16 protein-coding genes are annotated in these 21,061 nt (G+C 43.6%); 3 read left to right on the plus strand and 13 right to left on the minus strand.

The features are described from left to right. Positions 1–39 precede the first annotated feature (39 nt). The 6 genes from AAHT65_RS03920 to AAHT65_RS03945 form a co-directional block, all read right to left on the minus strand. Complete coding sequence (locus tag AAHT65_RS03920; protein ID WP_343311014.1) at positions 40–1,356, minus strand: UDP-glucose/GDP-mannose dehydrogenase family protein; 1,317 nt, start codon at positions 1,354–1,356, stop codon at positions 40–42. 136 nt (positions 1,357–1,492) lie between these two features. After that, complete coding sequence (locus AAHT65_RS03925; protein ID WP_343311015.1) at positions 1,493–1,666, minus strand: hypothetical protein; 174 nt, start codon at positions 1,664–1,666, stop codon at positions 1,493–1,495. A 90-nt stretch (positions 1,667–1,756) separates the two neighbouring features. Then, positions 1,757–2,527 carry a tyrosine-protein phosphatase gene (locus tag AAHT65_RS03930; RefSeq protein ID WP_327853312.1) on the minus strand — a complete coding sequence of 257 codons (771 nt, stop codon included), beginning with the start codon at positions 2,525–2,527 and terminating at the stop codon, positions 1,757–1,759. 97 nt (positions 2,528–2,624) lie between these two features. Further along, complete coding sequence (locus AAHT65_RS03935; RefSeq protein ID WP_034718218.1) at positions 2,625–3,290, minus strand: CpsD/CapB family tyrosine-protein kinase; 666 nt, start codon at positions 3,288–3,290, stop codon at positions 2,625–2,627. Positions 3,291–3,309: 19 nt separating this feature from the next. Continuing rightward, positions 3,310–4,056 carry a YveK family protein gene (locus AAHT65_RS03940; RefSeq protein ID WP_061669128.1) on the minus strand — a complete coding sequence of 249 codons (747 nt, stop codon included), beginning with the start codon at positions 4,054–4,056 and terminating at the stop codon, positions 3,310–3,312. Positions 4,057–4,314: 258 nt separating this feature from the next. Next, complete coding sequence (locus tag AAHT65_RS03945; protein ID WP_003326621.1) at positions 4,315–4,458, minus strand: hypothetical protein; 144 nt, start codon at positions 4,456–4,458, stop codon at positions 4,315–4,317. 205 nt (positions 4,459–4,663) lie between these two features. Here AAHT65_RS03945 and AAHT65_RS03950 point away from each other — a divergent pair, with 205 nt between their 5' ends. Next, positions 4,664–6,274 (plus strand): SWIM zinc finger family protein, encoded by a 1,611-nt coding sequence (locus AAHT65_RS03950; RefSeq protein WP_106272488.1) that lies wholly within the window; start codon positions 4,664–4,666, stop codon positions 6,272–6,274. Continuing rightward, positions 6,261–9,035, plus strand: coding sequence for a DEAD/DEAH box helicase (locus tag AAHT65_RS03955; protein WP_343311016.1), 2,775 nt, complete (start codon positions 6,261–6,263; stop codon positions 9,033–9,035). Before AAHT65_RS03950 ends, AAHT65_RS03955 begins: the two co-directional genes overlap by 14 nt. A 122-nt stretch (positions 9,036–9,157) precedes the next feature. Here the strand turns inward: AAHT65_RS03955 and AAHT65_RS03960 are convergent, their stop codons facing one another. From AAHT65_RS03960 to AAHT65_RS03975, 4 genes are all read right to left on the minus strand, one after another. Then, entirely contained in the window at positions 9,158–10,015 is an 858-nt protein-coding gene (locus tag AAHT65_RS03960) for a Cof-type HAD-IIB family hydrolase (RefSeq protein WP_094232887.1), read from the minus strand. Positions 10,016–10,020: 5 nt separating this feature from the next. Continuing rightward, the gene (locus AAHT65_RS03965) at positions 10,021–10,797 is read right to left on the minus strand and encodes a DeoR/GlpR family DNA-binding transcription regulator (protein ID WP_061570962.1); all 777 of its coding nucleotides are present in this window, start codon (positions 10,795–10,797) and stop codon (positions 10,021–10,023) included. A 226-nt stretch (positions 10,798–11,023) separates the two neighbouring features. Then, positions 11,024–11,365, minus strand: coding sequence for a single-stranded DNA-binding protein SsbB (ssbB, locus tag AAHT65_RS03970; RefSeq protein ID WP_061570877.1), 342 nt, complete (start codon positions 11,363–11,365; stop codon positions 11,024–11,026). Between the two features lie 77 nt (positions 11,366–11,442). Continuing rightward, positions 11,443–11,826, minus strand: a complete 384-nt coding sequence (locus AAHT65_RS03975) for a hypothetical protein (RefSeq protein ID WP_106044688.1) — start codon at positions 11,824–11,826, stop codon at positions 11,443–11,445. 174 nt (positions 11,827–12,000) lie between these two features. Between AAHT65_RS03975 and AAHT65_RS03980 the strand changes: the two genes are divergently transcribed. Further along, positions 12,001–12,411, plus strand: coding sequence for a YwpF-like family protein (locus tag AAHT65_RS03980; RefSeq protein ID WP_061570879.1), 411 nt, complete (start codon positions 12,001–12,003; stop codon positions 12,409–12,411). 273 nt (positions 12,412–12,684) lie between these two features. Here the strand turns inward: AAHT65_RS03980 and AAHT65_RS03985 are convergent, their stop codons facing one another. The 3 genes from AAHT65_RS03985 to AAHT65_RS03995 form a co-directional block, all read right to left on the minus strand. Further along, entirely contained in the window at positions 12,685–13,344 is a 660-nt protein-coding gene (locus AAHT65_RS03985) for a class A sortase (RefSeq protein ID WP_315916075.1), read from the minus strand. A gap of 82 nt (positions 13,345–13,426) precedes the next feature. Then, positions 13,427–19,396: a SpaA isopeptide-forming pilin-related protein gene (locus AAHT65_RS03990; RefSeq protein WP_343311018.1), complete on the minus strand. Its 5,970-nt coding sequence runs from the start codon at positions 19,394–19,396 to the stop codon at positions 13,427–13,429. Between the two features lie 316 nt (positions 19,397–19,712). Then, entirely contained in the window at positions 19,713–20,789 is a 1,077-nt protein-coding gene (locus AAHT65_RS03995) for a response regulator (RefSeq protein WP_088118127.1), read from the minus strand. Between the last annotated feature and the right edge of the window lie 272 nt (positions 20,790–21,061).

The following is a 21,061-nucleotide window of genomic DNA, read 5'->3' on the forward strand; positions in this document are numbered from 1 at the left end:
AAAAAAAGAAAGTGGGACCGCAAGCTGCCAGTCTCACTTTCACTTTGTCCCGGGAACAACCGTCTTTCTCCCCACTGATACATATTCCACACCGGCCTTGACCGCTTCGTCCAGCTCATGGCAATTCCGGCCGTCAAATATAATCGCTTCTTTCATTACATCCTTATAAGCTGATAAAGAAAATTGCTTAATCTCTTCCCAATCCGTTAAAATCATTACCGCATCCGCGTCTTTTACAGCCTCTTCTATGGTTTTCGTATATGTCACCGCCTCAGGAAGCAGCCGTTTCGCATGGCTGACGGCAATCGGATCATATGCTTTGATATTGGCGTCAAGCGCAGCCAATCGGTTAGCAATAACAATGGACGGTGCGTCTCTCATGTCATCCGTATTCGGCTTAAAGGAAAGCCCTAAAAGAGCAATCGTTTTGCCCGTTACCCCGCCGAGACGGTTCAGCACCTTATCAACAAGCATCTCCTGCTGGTTGTTGTTGACTTTGATGACCGATTTCAGAATTTCAAAGTCATGCTCTACATTTCCGGCAATTTGAACTAGGGCGTTTGTGTCTTTCGGAAAACAAGAACCGCCATATCCGATGCCCGCTCTCAAAAACTGGCTTCCGATTCGTTTGTCCTGGCCCATTCCGCAGGCGACAGATTCAATATCAGCGCCAACTTTCTCACAAATATTTGATATTTCATTAATGAAGCTGATCTTCGTTGCCAAGAAAGCATTAGACGCATATTTAATCATTTCCGCACTTCTGATATCCGTTTTATAAATCGGAACGCCAAACGGGAGAAATACCTGCTCCAGAGTCTCAGCGGTCTTATCATCGTCAGCTCCGACCACGATACGGTCTCCGTGGAACGTATCTTTTATCGCCGAGCCCTCGCGCAAAAACTCCGGATTGGAAGCGATTGAAATATTCACGGGGGATACAAGGTGTTCCTCTATCTGTTTCTTTATATCATCATTTGTTCCGACAGGCACCGTGCTTTTCGTAACCACAATGGCATCTTGTTTCACATGCTCGGCAATACTTGCGGCCGCTTTTTCAATATATTCAAGATTGCTATGACCGTCGTTTTTTTGCGGTGTGCCGACGGCTATAAATATGATTTCCGACTGGGACAGTCCTTTTTTGTAGCTTGTTTCAAAGCTCAGCCGTTTTTCCGCTATATTTTTTTTCATCATTTCTTCAAGTCCGGGCTCAAAAATAGGTGAAATTCCTTTCCTCATTTCCTCGACCTTCCGTGTGTCAATATCAATACACGTCACTTGGTGGCCGATTTCTGAAAGAGAAACACCTGTCACAAGCCCGACGTAGCCTGTGCCGATCACTGTTATTTTCATTGTTTCCCTCCACCAGTTCAATTGCTGTTTTGCAGCTTATGCTATTATCTTATGAAAAAATCCTATCATGAATTCCGCAACAAGAATAAGAATATGGATGTTTGTTAAATTAATCCCTGAGGATTCATGCCCTCCATCATGCGTGATCAACTTCACGCCGCTGGCGATGGTCACATGATCGCCGACCCCAGTCACTTCGTTCTTGTGTGAAAATAACAGGCCCTTCCGGATCTTCCAGCTTAATTAAAATCACCACCGCGATAAACAATACGCTTAACAGCGAGACCCAAAACGGAGCCCATTCCCCCAATCAGCCAATATCATCCGCTAACGGCACGACAGCCTTTACCGCAATATGCAGCCTGTGTCCCCCTCCTGTTTTTCTCGCGGTGTCACTTTTTCATAACGAAAACAATCCTAAAAAATGCCTTCGTTTAACATGTACCGGGGTTTCTTTGTATATCGTTTTGTTTTGGAGCAGCAGCTCAGCGTTTTCCGTCATCATATATGTGTACTCAGCGCCTAATTTTTTACGAAGAACATCGAGCCCGTCCTGATACCGAAAATCTCTGGCTTTCAAATTATGCGCATCTGACGCTATGAAATGAACCAAGTGTGCTTCTGCCAGCTGAAGCGAGAAATTCTTTATCCGTTTCCCAAAAGCCCCCGCAAGACTGCCGGCTGTAATTTGGGCTGCCGCGCCTTTTTTCACAAGGTTATGCAGCAAGGACGGGTTTTCGTGAATTTCTCTATTTCGTTCGGGGTGGGCGATGACAGGGATATACCCCTTTACCTGCAAATCATAAAAAAGCTGTTCGGCATATCTGGGGACTTGCTCTGATGGAAACTCAATTAAAATATATTTCGTATCGTTCAGCGAAAGAAGCCGATGTGCCGTCATGTCCTCCGCCAACTCTCCGTATAATCTGATTTCTTGGCCCGGCAGGACGTTCAGCGGCACTTGTTCCCTTATTAAAAGCTCGTTCAAATGCCCGACTGCTTGTCTGACTGCCTTTGGATCGTTTTCATATTTGCCGTTTTTATGATGCGGTGTCGCAATGATTGTGGCGATTCCTTGACTGGACGCCGCTCTCGCCATCTCTAAACTTTCTGAATATTGCTTTGCCCCATCATCCATTGACGGGAGGATGTGACAATGGATATCAACCATGCGAATGTCCTCCTAATAGGATATTAGACCTACTGTTGCCCCAAAAATAAATAACGGGCAGCGCACGCTATTTATTTTTATTCTTTATGCTGCATGATCAGTTACCATAGTAGGCGTAGTACGAATTCTTTGTTATTTTCTTTCCGTTCATCACCGCTCCAAGCAGCTTGCTTTTGCATGTTGCCAGTACCTCTTTTGCTTTTGCCGCTTTTTCTTTATCAGTTTTTCCGCTCGAAACCACCATGATTGAACCATCGACATAGTTTCCTAAGATTTGAGGATCTGCCACCGCTAATAGAGGCGGTGTATCAAAAATAACCATGTCATAGCATTCATATATGTTTTCCAGCAGGTCTTCCATTCCTTTTGAAGACAGCAGCTCTGCCGGGTTCGGCGGGATGGGGCCGCTCGTCAAAATATCCAGATTGTTCTCTTCGGAAGGGTGCACAGCCTGTTCAAATGAGATTTGTTTTAACAAAATGGATGTTAACCCGTCCGCATTATCTAGCCTGAATGTGAAGTGTACGGTCGGTTTACGTAAATCTGCGTCAACTAAAAGAACTTTTTTTCCCTGTTGGGCGAAGACAACAGCGAGATTGGCAGCCGTCGTCGATTTTCCTTCTCCCGGACCGGCTGATGTGATGATCAGCGACTTCACCTGGCTGTCTATTGATGAATATTCAATATTTGTTCGAATTGTTCTGTACTGCTCTGAGTTCAACGATTTTGGCTCTGTCATCGTAATGATATTTCTTATGCTCATCAGAGAACGTAGTGTTTTTTTACGCGCCAAAACGTCCGCTCCCTCCTTTATCAGATTGAATCCCGTTGACATGTTTGTTTGCGTTCAGCCTGTTTTCTATGGTTGAAACGGTGCCCAGTATCGGAATGTCCAGCAAAGATTCGAGCTGGTCTTCTGATTTAATGGTATTGTCCAAGTATTCCAGCAGGAAGGCAAGTGCGATTCCTCCCATTAACCCGACAACAAACGCAATGGCGATGTTCAGCATAGGCCTTGGTTCCACGGGAGACGGATTGGCTGAAACTTCCGCTTTGGAAAGAATGCTTACATTGTCCACATTCATGATGGAAGTGACTTTATCCTTAAAGACAGAAGCGACATTATTGGCGATATCAGCGGCCAATTCAGCATTCTCGTCCTTTACTGTAATATTAACCACCTGGGAATCCTGCTCACTGGAAACAGTGATTTTTTCATTCAGTTCTCCGGATGACATTGAGAGATTCATCTCTTTAATCACATCATCTAATATAACCGGGCTTTTTATGATGACATTGTACGTGTTAATCAATTGCAGATTTGTCTGCACTTCATTATATTGAACCTCTTTTTGTTCGCTGTTTGATTGGTTGACCAGAATCTGTGTTGAGTTTTGGTAGACTGGTGTGAGGGCATAGAAGCTGATGACTCCGCTCAAAACTGTTGCTGCCGCAGTGATTGAGATGATGAAAAGTACGCGTTTTTTCAAGGTTATGAATATTTCTTTTAAACTAGTAGTTTCTCCCATGATACCTCCAAATCATCTGATAATTGATTCGAACTTCTGTTGCTGCCAATTTATTTTTTTCCAACTATGATTATACAACTTTGGTACAGCATTTCTAATCATTTCACATGACAAAAAACGACATTAGGTGACATCCGGTTATTTATACACCAATTTTGTAAACGCTTTAATTATTGTGCTACCAAAGCGCATACTCGGTATTACGTTTGGAAGAATCGGCTGAAATAAAAAAACCCCGCGATAATTCTCACGGAGTTCTTACGTCACATATCCATTTTTAATATAAGAAATTAAATTTTCAAGCATTTCCTTTGTAGTAATCTCGGTTGATTGTTCTCCCATGTCATGCGCATGCATCAAAATTTTCAGAAACTCTTCTTGATTTAACTTCTTGTTATTCATCGTTCGGTTCCTTTCAGCTTCCATTAAGTTGAAAACAGGATTATTATATGATGCCGGTTGTTGTTTTGCAATAGTCTAATACATCATTCGACAGTTCTAGTTTTTTATGTCCTTTTTTAGGAAAAACTTTTTCGAGCCGATGTGTTGCGATATAATAGAGGAATTGGAATCTTTTTATTAAGTGACTCGGTTAGGAGCGATAATCATGCTTCAGGATATGATTTCTAAAGACGATGTGCTGGCAGCGGCTGAACAGATCAGACAGCTTCTTCCTTATGACGAGGATAACGTTCAGCTGATGAAAAGGGCGCTTATTTTATATCGGCAGGATTCGGTCTATCGTGTAAAAGCGGAAAGCCCGACCGAAGTATCTGCTTATGTGCAGGATGTTGTGCCTGTGCGGGTCACGCTGAACTTGTTCCTTATGGTCAAAAGCGGCTGTTCATGTCCTTCTGAAAAAATCTGCCGCCATGTGCTGGCTGCTTTTTTATATGTATATGCAACATTTGAACGGGTGGGTACCTTTACTGATGATTGGCTGGAAAGGGAAAAGCTTGAGGAAAGCAAAGAGCTTGTCCGGCGGCAGTTCCAGGAAAAACTTCTTCCTAATGAAAATTCCCTTTCCAGCTGGCTCGCTTTCTTCGAGGCGGAGTTTTCTTTATGGGAAACGCGGACGCCTGAAGGAAGCCAAACCATGCAGGGACTGTACTACGGCTACTTGTCGGCACTGAAAAAACATGCCCCGAAGAAACCGGAGCTGAAAAGCTTATATCAAATCCATTCAGCGCTCGCCGTATGGCTTCATATGTTCTCATTAATTGAATCAGGGAAGATTGACCCTGAGAAGGATTTTTATTCTCTCAACCCTTACGTAGAGCAACTGATGGATACGATATACGATTCGATAGATAAACTGAAAACGTACGCCTTGTCCTTTGCGCTTGATCCTTTTTTAGAAAAAACACCGGATGTGGTCCGCAGATTATTGTTAAAAGAAGATTACTTTCAGTATGAACGGCTGCGTGTGTTCGGGGAAATCTGGAGCTCGCTGTTGTCCCGGCCAAAATGGGTGGCGCGCGAGCATGAGGTTTTAAAAAAAGAAGCAGGGAGACGGTTTTCTCCTGAGGTACAATTCGGCAAGCTGCACCTTGAATTTTTACAGAAAAATGATGAAGTGATTTTCAGGGAGGCAGAACACTTTCCGCCCGAGTCTCTGCCTTATACATTCCAATGGCTGAGTGAAATAAGTGCAAAAAAGGACTGGAAGCGCCTCAAGACATGGTATCAGCGTATCGAACCGATCGCCATCGGATATACGAAGCTTGATAAACCTTTTAAGGAAATCCGCGATGTGATCAGCGAACTGTTCTTTGTTTTAAATGTCTATGTGAAGCAAACCAATGACCATGCGCTGTTTGAGCGTTATGCCGCGGGCTGCCTTCCATATACCTTCACGGAATACAGCCATTATTTGTATGAAAAACGGCGGTTTGCCGAGTGGATAGAGATTCACAGCCTTGTCGGGTTTTCTGTGTGGGAAATGGAAAAAGAGATGATTAAGGAAATTTCAGCGAGCGACCCCGAAGCGCTCATTCCTTCCTACCACCGCGAAGTGGCCTTTTATATTGATCAGAAAAACCGCAGCGCGTATAAAGAAGCGGCACGCCATTTGAAAAAGCTCCGCACCTTATATAAAAAAGCGAAGAAACAAAAAGTATGGGATCGGTATATCAAGCAGTTAAGCGGAAATTACAGGCGCCTGCGCGCCCTTCAAGAAGAACTGCAGAAAGGAAAATTAATTGATGGCGAGTCTTAATGAAATTCTTATTCATGTCGAACAAATGGAAGATTGGGCTTTTACGCTGTCAAGCTTTGATGAAAAGGAACAGCCTCTTTCTCTCAGCCAAATGAAAAAGCATCTGTTCCAATGGCATGAGTCTTCATTTTACGGAACGTTTCTGGAAGATGTCAGCTTCATCGGCACAACGGCTGTGCTGCTTTCGCCATGGATGGCTGTAGAGCTTCTCGGTAAGAACTCGTTCAACACGTTCAGCTCCGTGCAGCTGACTGAAGAAACAGAGCCATTAATAGAAGCGGCCTCCACCATTTATGAATTTATTGCTGACGGCGATTTTCTTCCCGATTATGAAGCTTGGACAGAGGGCGTATTTCGGTGGAAGGATCGGGATGGCATTCTTGAAGGCTTCACAGCGGACTGGTTTTCAGCAGCGGTTCACGATTACATCCGATATGATGACGAATTAAACGAGAAATGGCAGAAAATCGAAGCACAATATCCGGCAGTCACCACCTTCCGCGGTCATTTTCTCGATGAAAAGGATTTTCTTGAGGGGATTGGCTGGTCTGATGATCCTTCTCCGTTTACCGTCGGCCTCCGTCTGAACGAACCTGAATTTGACGGAGATGATTGGAAAATTGAAATGTTTTTGCGTGATAAGAAAAACGGCAGCATACAGTTTTTTGACGGGCTGAAGAGCCTCAAAAAATCATGGCAGCAGTTCAGCGATAAAATCGCGCGGGAGCAGGACCGTTTTTATAAAACAGTCCCTTGGCTGTCGTTTGATTCGGGCACCACGCTTATCTCTGAAGAAGAGGCTTGGATTTTTTTATCTGAAGCAAGCGAGACGCTTGTCGATATGGGCGTCGAAATCCTTCTGCCGTCATGGTGGCAGATTGTCAGAGAAAGCAACATGATGCTGAAAGCCAAAGTATCTTCTACACCGCGCGGCGAATCATTTGTCGGTATGAATGCATTGCTTGACTTTAACTGGCGGTTTGCGACAAACGGGATTGAGCTGACGGAAGACGAATTCAATGAGCTTGTCGTAAACAACAGACGACTTGTAAATATTCGCGGACAATGGGTGAAGATTGATCCGAACTTCATTAAACAAATGAAACGGCTGATGGAGCAGGCAGAATCAGAAGGCCTTCATATGTCCGATGTGCTGTCGCGGGAGCTGATGAACCAGCAGGAACATGGCCCCGAAGACGCTGAGCTAATTGATTCGTCAGCTTTTGCCGGCATCCAATTCGAACTGTCTAAGCAGCTCAGATCATTGATTCGTAAGCTCACAGCCGCCGAAAATCTGCCTGAATATGAGGTCAGTCCCGCGTTTCAGGGCACGCTCCGCCCCTATCAAACATACGGCATGAATTGGCTGCTGTTCCTGCGGGAAAGCGGCTTCGGCGCCTGCCTTGCCGACGATATGGGATTAGGGAAAACGATTCAAATGATTGCCTATTTCATTCATATTAAAGAGAGCGGACATCAAAAGACGCCGTCTTTGATTATTGCGCCAACTTCCGTGCTCGGCAACTGGCAGAGGGAGCTGCAAACCTTTGCGCCCCAGCTTTCCGTAGCGCTGCATTACGGCCCGCGCCGCAAGAAAGGCGATGGATTTGCCGAATACTACAAAGATGCTGACGTTGTCCTTACCTCTTACGGCCTGTCTCACACAGACGCGGATGAATTGTCCTCTGTCACATGGAGCACGATTTGTCTGGATGAAGCGCAGAATATTAAAAACGCGCACACAAAACAATCGAGGGCCATCAGAAAACTCAAAGGGCATCATCATATTGCCCTCAGCGGCACACCGATGGAGAACCGCCTGACTGAGCTCTGGTCTATCTTTGATTTCATGAATAAAGGCTATCTCGGCAGTTTGACAGGCTTTCACAAACGTTATGTGCTCCCGATTGAGAAGGACCACGACGAAAAACGAATTGAACAGCTTCAGCAATTAATCAGGCCGTTTTTATTGCGGCGTACAAAACGAGATGAAGAAGTGGCGCTTAATCTTCCTGACAAACTCGAGCAAAAAGAGTTTATTCCGCTGTCAGCCGAACAGGCGTCCCTATATGAACAGCTTGTGAAAGATACATTTGAACATATGTCGTCACTGACCGGGATGCAGCGTAAAGCACTGATTCTCAGCATGCTCGGACGGCTGAAGCAAATATGCGATCACCCGGCGCTTTACTTAAAAGAAGACCAGACCGAGCTGCTGGCGGGAAGATCGGTCAAGCTTGAAAAATTGCTTGAGCTGATGACCGCGATCCGCGATCAAAACGAAAGCTGCTTAATTTTCACGCAATATATTCAAATGGGCAATATGATGAAGAAATTGCTTGAAAAAACCTTCGGTGAGCCGGTTCAATTCCTAAACGGAAGCTTGTCCAAACAAGACCGAGACTCTCTCGTCGAAAAGTTTCAAAAGAAAGAATATCCGACGCTGATATTATCGCTGAAAGCCGGCGGTACAGGATTGAACTTAACGGCCGCAAACCACGTCATCCACTATGACAGATGGTGGAATCCGGCTGTTGAAAACCAAGCCACTGACCGGGCATACCGCATCGGCCAGGAGCGATTTGTCCATGTTCATAAAATGATTACAACAGGAACAATTGAAGAAAAAATTGATATGATGCTTGAAACCAAGCAAACGCTGAATGACCAAATTATCCAAAGCGAAAACTGGATTACCGAGCTGTCCACAGATGAGCTCGAAGAATTATTCACATTAAGCGCCTCGGCGCAGGCACAATAACCACAAAAAAGCTGGCTCCTTAAAGGAGCCAGCTTTTTTCCGTTCATAGCCGTCACGCCGAATTTCACAGAATCCGTTACGCCGGTTATGTTCAGGATGCACTTTTTTTTGATAAATAAACCTCACAGCAAATGCCGAATCATATGGGCAATACCGTGTTCATCATTGGTCAGGGTTACAGCGTCGGCTATCGCTTTGATGTCCTCCCGCGCATTGCCCATCGCTACGCCTTTTCCAGCCGTCTCCAGCATGGATCTGTCATTTAAGCTGTCGCCCACGGCTGCGGTCTCATTCATTGGGATGTTAAGCCGCTTTGCCAGCCTTTCAAGCGCCTGCCCCTTGGATGCCTTTTTGGAGGAAAGCTCAAAGTTATGATCAGCAGAGCTGACAAGTGTCAGATCTTTATCATACTGGTATCTCTGCCATCCGGCCTCCAGCTTTTCTTTGAAGAAAGAAAAACCAAGAATGTTGTAAAAATCAATCTGTTTATCCTCCTCAAAGAGCTCTTGAAACGTATTGATATATGCGAAGCCCGATTGACTGTATTGCACCTCGGCTGCCTGCATAAGAACGGAAAGGTCAGCCTCTGGATTCGCACTTTTGAGCCGGTCAAGCTCAACATCAAGGAGCTGCCTGCCGTTTTGCGGCGTATAAATGGCTGAGTCTGTAAAAACCTCGTAGTAATAGTTTTCTGACTCGAGCCATGAGAGAATGTCATAAGCCCGTTTTTTATCGATTGTTTCCTGATGGTAAAGCCTGCCGTCAGGGTCGTGAATGACGGCGCCGTTCGCACTGATGACCCACGTTTTGATCCCGAGCGGTTTAAAAATTGACACGACATCAAAATAAGCGCGCCCCGTTGATACAACAACCTCAACCCCGTCCCGTTGCGCCTGCCGCAGAGCTTTTTCATTTTCTGAGCTTACTTGATGCTTACTGTTCAGCAAGGTTCCGTCTAAGTCGATCGCAATCAATTTCATGTTTATCAGCCCTTTCTTTCATCCTGGTCTGTCACGAGAAGTTCGACTCCATTAAGGTCAAGCAAGTCGCAAAACGCTCGATCCGGCAGCCGGTCTGTGATCAAGAGATCAATTTCACTCAGCTCAGCATACTGATAAAAACCGGTGCTTCCCAGCTTTGAATAATCCGCAAGAGCGATAACCTGCTTCGCCTGCTGAATCATTTTTCGTTTCACCAGCCCATCTTCTTCATGCTCGATCGTAATGCCATGTTCAGAAATACCGACAACACCGATCAGCGCTTTATCAACGTGATAGCTTGAGAGCTTTTCAATCACAGAGGCCCCGTACAAAAAACGGTGCTCCTTTTCAAGCTTGCCACCGAGAAGATAGATCTCGATACCGTCTTTGTCTGAGAGCACTTCCGCGAGATTAATGGAGTTGGTGATAACCGTACAGTCGTCTGCATTCAAGTGCTTAGCGCACGCCTGAACGGTTGTAGACGCATCTAAAATCACCCGGTCGCCATTTTGGATCAGTGATGCTGCGAGTTTGCCAATCTTGTTTTTTTCCTCGGACACTGTTTTCAGCCGGCCGGAATACCCTTGGATTTTCTGATGCACAGACGGCAGAATGGCGCCGCCTCTTGTGCGGATAATAGCATTCTGTTCCTCCAGCTTCACAAGATCCCGCCTTGCTGTATCTCTGGACACTTGAAGGAGCGTACAGATCTGCTCCGTTGTAATGCGGTTATGCTCTTTTAAATAATCCACAATCGCTACTAATCTTTCTTCTTGGTACACACCCTCATTCCTTTTCATATAACGTTATCCTTAAGCAATTATAAGTTTTTATATAATAACAATCAATATTATCAAGTAAAATTAAGTAAAGATGCATCATAAGAACCAATTTTTCCTAGATCAAACAAAAAGAAAAAACCAGTCTGGTCGACTGGTCAATACAGAGGGGATGATGCGGAGAAAGGTAATTGCGAATGGGACATAAAGCGGGAGGAGCCGGGGGATATCAATCGGCAGCTTTTTCCCGGGCTTTAGAATCCATAAAACGAACAGTGTCAGCCATCACTTCAGTTACGTACACTTTGACACCTTCCGCATTTTCATAGCTCCTTGTCTGAATCCGTCCGCTTATGCCGACGAGAGAGCCTTTTTGGCAATATAACGCCGTGTTTTCGGCCGTTTTTCTCCAAAGCGTGCAATTGACGTAATCTGCTTCAATTTCTCCTGAAGCATTTTTGAAGCTGCGGTTTACCGCGATTGTAATGTGTGTGACTGCCGCGCCTGCGGAAGTGTACCGAAGCTCAGGGTCTTTTGTTAAACGTCCGACAAGCATGACCTGATTGAACAATGCGATTCCTCCTCTCCTTGCGGTTACATGTATTGTAGACGGTGCATCGAGAAAAGAAAAACGCTTAAAATCTGATTTCAGCCTCTGTTTTTATCTTTCGTTTTCATTTTTCCCTCAGCTAAAAACAGCTTTTGCTTTTTCTCTCTAAAGAAATATGTATTTTTTAAAAACCGGAAAAACAAATTAGATGTCAACCGGTGCTGCGTATTCATACAGACATAAGAAGAGCCGTCCCATGCAAACCACTGAAAGCTGAGCTTCTTTTCCGGGAGCGACAACTGGATTTTGTACTGTTCCATCCCATCATATGTTTCGTATATAAAAGTCATCCTCTCTTTTCTATATAGATGAACCTCAAAAATATCTTTACGGCTTAACATATAAGCTTCGTTCCATTGAATCAAACGCTGATCCGCCGGAGTGCCGTCAATATAAATTTCCTTTAAATGAAATCGATTCATACACACCTCTCCGTAATCCATAGTCAGTTACAGTATAATGAAAAAATAGAAATTATTAAATGTTGTACCAGTACAAAAAAATTTTCCCCTGCATTACAGCGTTTTAACGGGAAAATGAATATGTGTTATAATTCATTTTAAGAATTCTTTGTAAGTAAATGGGGTGAGATAAAAATGAAAACCTTTAAACTGGTTGACCTGAACGTGGAACGAGTGGACAAGGAAGAAAAGTCAATTGAACAGTTTCCCCTTATTGACGGACTGATTATAAATAAAGAAGACGGCGAAAATCACTGGCTGATTGAAGCGCTTGTTCCGAAGGAGCACCTGTCTTTTTTTGACCAGCTTCAAAAAAAACAAGATGAAGTCAAAGTGTTTGTGACGATTACCAAAAAAAGCAACCGTCCCGCCCAGCTTACTGCAGCTGTGAAGAACATTGCTGAACTGGAAGAAAGCATTTCGGTTTTAATTTACGGACAAATGGTGACAAGAAAACAGCAAGGCACTGCAACCATTTTGGAATCTCTTGTGGAAGAGGGCTATACAGGAGCGAATTTGATTGAGGCGTTTAAGCAGAAGATATAAAAGAGAGTGGAAATCATCCCCTCTCTTATTTTACATTTGGAGCCATCCTGTCGATGAGTTTTTCTGATCATGGACGGAACTTATATCTTACGTGATCTAAAAAACGAAAAAACATTCGTCAACGACGATCAACGCGCGAAACAATGGACATATTAAAACAAATATATTCTACATTAGAAAAAAGACTGCCTATTATCACAAGGCAGTCTTTTTTCATTTTCTTGTAATTAAATAACGATTTGAAGCGGGAAAATAAATGGCACACACACATCTTCACATTTCGCTAATCGATCTGTCATTTGTATGACCGACAGTTTCAATTAATTTCCCTTTCACTGCGATACGTCCTTCGGTTTCCACAGCTTTGTCGCATGTGATTAATGTAATTTCTTTTTCTTTTGTATCCTGAATCACATCTGCATCTATTTCAGAAATCATTTTTATTGATGTCACAGAGTAAATATAATCTTTTTTGAAATCTGTGATCACAATTTTGGCGCCTTTTTTTATGTTGGCCAGAGGTCCGAATAAAAGACTCTTCTGCTTCAGGTGATGGCCTGCCAATGGATAGTTTCCCTCGCCCATTTTCTGATCCGGACGCATTGTTGCCGCCCCGATAAGCAAGTTTTCATTGGTGGTGCCTTTTAATATGGGGAGCTTCAGATCCACACTTTCAATGGTGATCCTGCCGATTATTGCCTTCGGATCCTGATCGAAGCCCGCCTTTATAGCTTTCGTTAGCGTAGGCGGCTGAATGGAATCGAAATCAAATTCTGCTTCTTCCTCATTATTTTCTTGCAGTTGGCCCACAGTCAATTCAGACTCATACTGGTTTTTGCTAAAGTAGGCGATGAGGCTTCCTTTTATGAAAGGAGAAAAGATAAGCAGCAGGCCGGAAAGAATAAACACCGCAATGATTATCTTTTTATACATACAGTACATTCCTTTCTAATGTGTCATGCTATGTGTTTAAAAAAGCACCTGATCAAATCTTCAAGATCAGGTGCCATCACATTTATGCCTTTCTTTGTTTCTTTCTTGAGACATGAGCCATAGCTCCTCCTGCTAAGAGAAGCAGAATGCCGATCATAACCGGCACCGTACTGTCTGTATCACCGGTTTTCGGAAGGGAATTGTCTGTTTTGGTATGGCCAGCTGTATCATCGGCTTTTGGATGTGAGTCGTCTGTTTTCACATGACCATCCGTACCATCGGTTCTTGGATGCTGTCCATCTCCCTTCACATTATCCGGTGTATCATTGCTCGGCGTTGGCGTTTTTAATTTTTGATTAGAAGCGACAATCTCAACAGGTTTTGGCTGTCCTTTTTCAATTGTGAATACAATTGGTGTTTCATCCAGTTTATAGCCATCAGGCGCCTTCGTTTCGATAAGCTGGTAGCGTCCCGGCGCAAGGCCTTTGATAGTGAATTGTCCATTTTTATTTGTTTTCCAGAATTCCGGAAGTCCTTTGCCATAGCCGTCGGTTTTTACAGGCTTGCCGCTGGCATCCAATAACTTGAATTCAGCACCCTCCAAAACGGCTTTTTTATCGTCTTGATCCACTTTTGTCAGTTTCACGTCGCCTGGTGTCAGTATGTTCTCTGCCGTGATTTCGATTGGCTTTGTTTCAGTATTGGTGATCTTGAACGATATTGGCGTTTTATCCAAACTGTAATTCACTGGCGCTTTTATTTCGACAAACTGATACTCTCCCGCTCTAAGACCGTGTACGGTAATCTGTCCTTTGTCATCAGTTGTCAGGCCGGATTTCAGAACTTTGCCGTTGGCATCTGTCAGATTGAATTCTGCTCCTTGGAGAACTTTCTCTTTATCATGTTGATCCACTTTTGTGAGAACGACACGGTTCTCGGTGTTGACAGCTGTTAATTCAACTTGTTCTGGTTGGCCGCCATGTTCAGCCTTAATGGTGAACGGCACCGGGCTTTCGGATAGGAGATAGCCGTCTGGCGCCTGTTTTTCAACAAATTGATAGCTTCCCGGAGCCAAACCGTCAACCTCAATTTTACCGCCTTCTTTTGAGACAAGGTCATCTCTTACAGTGTTTCCATTGTTGTCAACAATTTTGAAAACTGCACCGGCTAATCCTTTTTCATCTTGGTCTATTTTCGTCAACTGAACGGAGCCTTTATAGTTAACGGCTATCCCGGCATCTGCTGACTTTGGCTTTCCTTCTGCTGATTCGGAGATGGTGAACTCTTTTCTCTCCGTGTTCAGCACATAACCCTCAGGCGCTTTCGTTTCGACAAAAGCGTAGCGTCCAGGTGCGAGGCCTGAAGCTGTGACTTTTCCGTCTTTATCCGAGGTCAGCTCTTCTTGAACCGTATTTCCTTCGTCATCGACAATCTTGAAAACGGCTCCTTCAAGTTTCTGCCCTTTGGCATCTTCCTTCACCAGCTGAACGGAGCCTTTATAGTTAACGGCTATCCCGGCATCTGCTGACTCCGGCTTTCCTTCTGCTGATTCAGAGATGGTGAACTCTTTTCTCTCCGTGTTCAGCACATAACCCTCAGGCGCTTTCGTTTCGACAACGGCGTAGCGTCCAGGTGCGAGGCCTGAAGCTGTGACTTTTCCGTCTTTATCCGAGGTCAGCTCTTCTTGAACCGTATTTCCTTCGTCATCGACAATCTTGAAAACGGCTCCTTCAAGTTTCTGCCCTTTGGCATCTTCCTTCACCAGCTGAACGGAGCCTTTATAGTTAACGGCTATCCCGGCATCTGCTGACTCCGGCTTTCCTTCTGCTGATTCAGAGATGGTAAACTCTCGTTTCTCGGTGTTTAATACATATTTGTTCGGGGCTTTTGTTTCGACAAAAGCGTAGCGTCCCGGGGCAAGGCCCGAAGCCTCGACTTTTCCGTCTTTATCCGAAGTCAGCTCTTCTTGAACCGTATGGCCTTCGTCATCGATAATCTTGAAAACGGCTCCTTCGAGTTTCTGCCCTGCGGCATCTTCCTTCGTTAAATAGGCCCTTCCTTGATAATTGACCATTTCTCCCAATTCTACGTCAGACACTTGATTCTTATCATTCTTTGCGATTGAGAAATGAATCGCTTTTGTATTCACGATAAAGCCAGCAGGGGCTTTCGTTTCTGTCAGGCGGTAATAGCCCGCCGGCAAACCATTCATTTCGATTTTTCCGTTTTTATCGCTTTTGATATCCGTTTCTATCAAAGTATAGGTGCCGTTGCTCGCCTTTTTCTCCAGCTTGAAAACAGCACCAGATAAAGGTTTTTTTTGTTCGTCTTTTTTGATAAGCGTCACCTTGTTCTGTTGATTTACGACTTTGTGCAGCGCCCCTTCCTTGGAGGAATTGCTGTCTATCTTAACAGAGACTCCATTTACATAAGCATGACTGATGGTATACCCCTCCGGCGCTTTTACTTCTTTTAATACGTAAGAGCCGTAGCGAATATTTCCGAATGTAAGCTTACCATCGGCACCTGTTGTGCCGGTGCGCAGGAGCTGCTTGGCGTCTTTAGACCATAACTGAAACTCTGCTCCTCCAAGAGCTTTATCGTCCTCTCCTGTCTTAAAAATCGTCAGGCTACCTTTTTCTCCAGATCCGGAACCGTCGCCGCTTGAAATGGCAACAAAGATCGAGCTGCTGGTTTCTTGAATCTGTTCCTTCACATTTGTTCCAGAAATGGACACCTTATTTTTAACGTGCCCGTTCGTACCGGCTATGTTAATCAGAGACCGGTATTTGATCACATAGGCACGGTCAATTTGCTTATAGCTGCCTATGAATTGAAGGACAAACGATTGTTCACCTGTTGAATTGTCGGTTTTGATGTCTACCGTGTAATCTTTGTCTTTTTGAAGCTCGACATCGCCCGCGGTAAGATTTCCGCTGCTGTCTTTGACCACTCCGTTTTCATCATATTTTGCTTGATATACTTTAAAAGAATCTGCATCTAGTATTTGATTATCATCCGGCGTGTCAGTAACTTTAACGTCATCCAGCGTTGATTGGCTGGAGTTTACATTGATATTCCAATCGATGTAGCTTCCATTTTGTTTGCCGCCTTTGAAAACCAGGTTTCCTCCGTTTGCAACCGAAACAGAACCCGTCAACGTGCGGTCTGCATGACCGTCATTATAGTATGTTGCCTTGTTTGTGTACTGACTCTGATCAATGACCTGTCCTTTGAGTGATGTCTTAAACTCAATCAGATATGATACAGAATCACCTGTTTTAAGGTGTACCGTCAGAGTGCGTTCATTATTCGCAGAAGGCTCTTCGACATCATACTTGGAAGGGTCAAGCGCGTCTCCTTCTGTGATGGAACCGTTTTTATTGATCGTATAACTCTTAACCACAACGGAACCCGGCACAAATTGCTGAGGATCTGTTATGGCATCTTTTATATAAGGATTTTTCGTCGGCTCGCCATTATAATTGACGCCGATTTTCCATGTGATTTCCTTTGAAACCGCGTTGTATGAACCATTTTTGAAACCATTATTTGAAGTCTGATGATTCGGCGTAAAACCGCTTGATACCTTATTCGTGCGCTCATTGCCGTTTTGATCAGTCCATGTCGACTGAGCTGTATTCTTAACGCTTTCGTTGGAATAATCGGCATTGAAAGTTGTCGCATAAGTGATCTTAAATTGACTGTCTGTTTTTGCGTAATCCCCGATCAATGCCAAAGTAAAGCCTTTATGATCAGGTTTTTTTGTGAAAGTGTAGTCTTTGCCTTCCTGCAATGTTTTGTTATTCGTTGTGTCTTGAATCTTGAATGACCCGTCAATTAACGCCAGACCGCCGCTGTCGAATTGATCATCTAAAGTCCAATTGTTCATTGTGTAGCGGTTTTTATTAACTGTGATCGTCCAATCAACCGTCTTCTTCTCATAATCAACGTTTGAATATCCTTTGATGAGATTCTGCTGAATGGCTATTCCAGAAGCTTCTTTTGAATCCCCTGTTCCGGTCACCACGCTATTGGTGTATGTTGTAGATTTATCAATGATGACTCCGCTGTTGACCTTTGTTTGATATGTGACTTTGTAAGCGCTGGTAACGGTTTTATTAAATTTGATTTCAAAACCGCTTCCATTATCGATCAGCGTGTAATCCTCGCCTTCCTTTAAAGGCGTGCCCGCTTGCTCGCTGCCATTCTGTCCAAAGGTAATAGGAATAACCTTCAAAGAATCTTTCACGAGATGCAAATCGCCAGTTCCAAAAGAATCCTTAATGCTGGCCTTGGATTGGTCGATCTGTTTCTCACCATAGTTGTATGAAAGAGCCCAGCTGAATGTTTGAGATTCTCCATCATAGCCGGTCGATGATTTTGCGATCATTTTTCCATATTTGGCTGCAACAGTGGCTTCTGCAGAAATTGGTTCCAGATTATCTCCGCTGAATGCCGCCTTGTTCGTCAGCGTTATATTTCCGCCTCCACTCAGCTTTACACTATTGTCAATGTCGGTTTCGTACACAAGGCGGTAGGCTGAATCAATTGTCCCGTCAAATGTGACATTTCCTTTTGAATCAACACTGTAGCCGGAAGAAACTTCATTTCCTCTGCTGACAGAACCATCAATGTTCACATTGAGTTCATACACTTTAACTGAACGGTAGATTAAGCCTTCTGGAAGGCTTTCCATGAGTTTGGCATTCTTGACTTGATCCAACTTTTTATTGACATCGACCGTCCATGTTACTTTACTGGGGTTGATGGCTTTATCCAGTGCACCTGATTTGTCAATGGTTTTACTCACATTTGGTTTAAAATAAACTGTTGTTTCAGGAGTATCGGAACTCACAGGAAATGGGATCTTTTGTGTTGTCGAACCCTTTATTTTTTTCTCGTTGAACTGCGTATTGATAACCAATGTGCCTTTGACATTAGAACTTTCTTTTATCTCGCCGTTAAATGTCATCACCACATGCCCGTTCGTATCAATAGAAAATGTCCCGTATGTGTTGTCGCCGGCGCTTAACGGCAGGTTCACAATGTCATTATGCATAACAAATTCTTTAGGCAAATCAAATTCATATTTATCGCCGTCATTGATTGTTTTTCCTAAATCGTCAGGAATGGCCCAATCAATTGAAATTTTCACCGGAGAATTCGTCTTGGCGCGATTGCTCTTGTCATATGGCTCTCCGTTTTCATCCGTCAATGTCACGCCGGTTAAAATATGTTGCGTGATTTGTTTTTCTTCAGTTTGCATACTTTTGAAAGCTGATTGACTTGAGGATGACACTTTTTTTGAATTAGAGGAATCCCCGCTCTTAGAATCGGCTGACGGTTGCTGTTCTTCCTCTTTTTGATCCTTGCTGACTGAAGGTGCAGATTTGTCATCTGTCCCTTTCTGATCACCCGCAGTATCAGAAGAGTCGTTTTTCGGCTCTTCCGCCTCGGCATCTGGTGTCTCTTCTTTCTTAACAGGGATGACCACCTGCTGGGTTTTGCCTCCCCCTAGTTGAAAAAGGGCTGCTACTGTATGTTCATCGTCTTTTACATCTGCAGCAAACGCGGCAGACAGTGTAATGGTCCCCTTGGCATCTGGAGAATCCGCGGATGCAGTTGTTAATTTTACCGTCATGTTGCTGCTGCCCGCCGGTACTTGATAGCTGCCGATGACCTGATCAGCAGATTTGATCTCACCTTCTGCACCTTTATCAAATGTAAAGCTTTCAGGAATCTCCACATTGATACCTTGTTCGCTGTCTGCTTCTTTATCTTTTTTCAATGACCATTCATATGTCAGTGTCACTTCATCCCCCGGCGTTAATGCCGGCTCATTTCCTTTTGACCCGTCAACAATCTGATTCTTACCGTCCTTGACCGTCACTGAATCGAAAAATTGGCTGTCACTTGACGTTACATCCACAGCCTGTGCGGTAAGAGTATAGCTGGCGATCTGGCTGAAGAAGAAAAAGATGGCAAGGCTTATGATCATAACGATCCGCCCGCTTTTTTTCAGCCCTAAGGGAAAACTCCTCGTTCTCACCTTTTCATTCCTCCCTTTTATATCTATTTTTCACTTGCCGATTGATACGCGAGACCATAAAATCATGTCTCATGCCCCAAAATGAACTGCTCATGCCGAATGGGTTTCAGAACGAAGATTTGCCATCCGAACCAAACTACATTGTATGAAATGGAACTATACAATTTCTGTACAACAAAAAATGATTCAAGTGAATTGGAGATTTGAAGTTTCAGACATATGGCGAGGGCCTTCCCTTTAGGTGACATGTACAAAAAAACCAGTGTGCATCGAAAGGCAATCGACACGCACTGGTTTAGATAAATTTTTTGCTTATTTAATTAATCTGATCTTTCATTTGTTTGTAGCGCTGATATTCCTTTATCGCCTCTTCTACCTTTCCGTTTTTGTTAAATACCTGCATTTTGTATTGCATAATTTTATGATCGAAAGGTTCAATTTTCTCAACCTGCAGGCAAATGTCCATCGCTTGACTGTAGTTCATTTCATGCATAAAAAAATCAATCAGTTCATAAGCCTTGCCGATCCACAGTTGGGCAAGACGCGTTTTTTCCGGTTCTGCCCACAAGTATCCGTGCTCCATAAAGTAATGATTTTCGTATGACATTAACATATCTATGTGCTGGTTTAATGTAGATGCATTAAGCGGCGGAGCCTCTTTCAGTGATTTTTCCCATTCAACAACATCAATTTTTACGCCTGAAAATCGAAGAATATACCCTGTGTCGGTCTTCTCGATTGATTGGCTGAAAGGAACTTGGCCGATTAATTTCCTTATTTGGTATATGGTTGAGTAAAGCTGGGTGCTTGCTTTTGAAACATCGTAATTGGGCCAAAAAAGGTCGATTATCACGTCTTTACTGACTACACGTCCTTGATTATGAAGTAAAAAAGCATAGACTTCACGCGCCTTAGACGTTCTCCACTTGACTGGAATGTTTGTTTTGACACCCTTTAAGGTTTGATGAAACTGCAGGCTTCCAAAACATTGAATGAAAAAATACGCCTCGGTATTTTCTGCAGGTGCTTTAAGCATGTTATTCGTTCTGATACGTTCAACGGTTGTCTCCAGCCGCTTGTCATTTACAGGCTTCAGCAAGTAATCAATGGCATTCAATTCAAACGCTTTGATAGCAAACTCATTATAAGCCGTGATAAAAACGACTTGGACGTTTTCATTTAGCGATTGAATTGTTTCAGCAAGCTCAATGCCATTTATTCCGGGCATTTCAATATCAAGAAACACTGCATCTACAGCAGGGATCGCCGCATGCTCCAGAGCTTCAATCGGATCTTGAAATGCCATAATGGTTTGAAAAGCGTTTGTCCGTTCAAGCATATTCTTAAAATGAAGCAATGCCAGATGCTCATCATCAACAATTAACGCGTTCAAAAACACATCCCACCCTATATGTAAATCGAATATCAGTAAATAATTCTATTATATCATGCCAAATAGCCCCTTTATTTGAATTATTTTTCTTTCCATTGTAGTTTTGGAGAGCTTGAGATTACAATATTTACAAAGAAGTGGGAATTAGAATGATCTTATTTGAAAAGGGAGACTTGATGTTGAAAAAGAAATTTATTTTTATTTTGATTATTTCCGGTTATGCAGCTTTCTTTATTTTATTTACGGTTATGAATCACCTGTCTGGAACAACC

Source organism: Bacillus atrophaeus, assembly GCF_039519175.1.
In the GTDB taxonomy this organism is placed as follows: Bacteria; Bacillota; Bacilli; order Bacillales; family Bacillaceae; genus Bacillus; species Bacillus atrophaeus.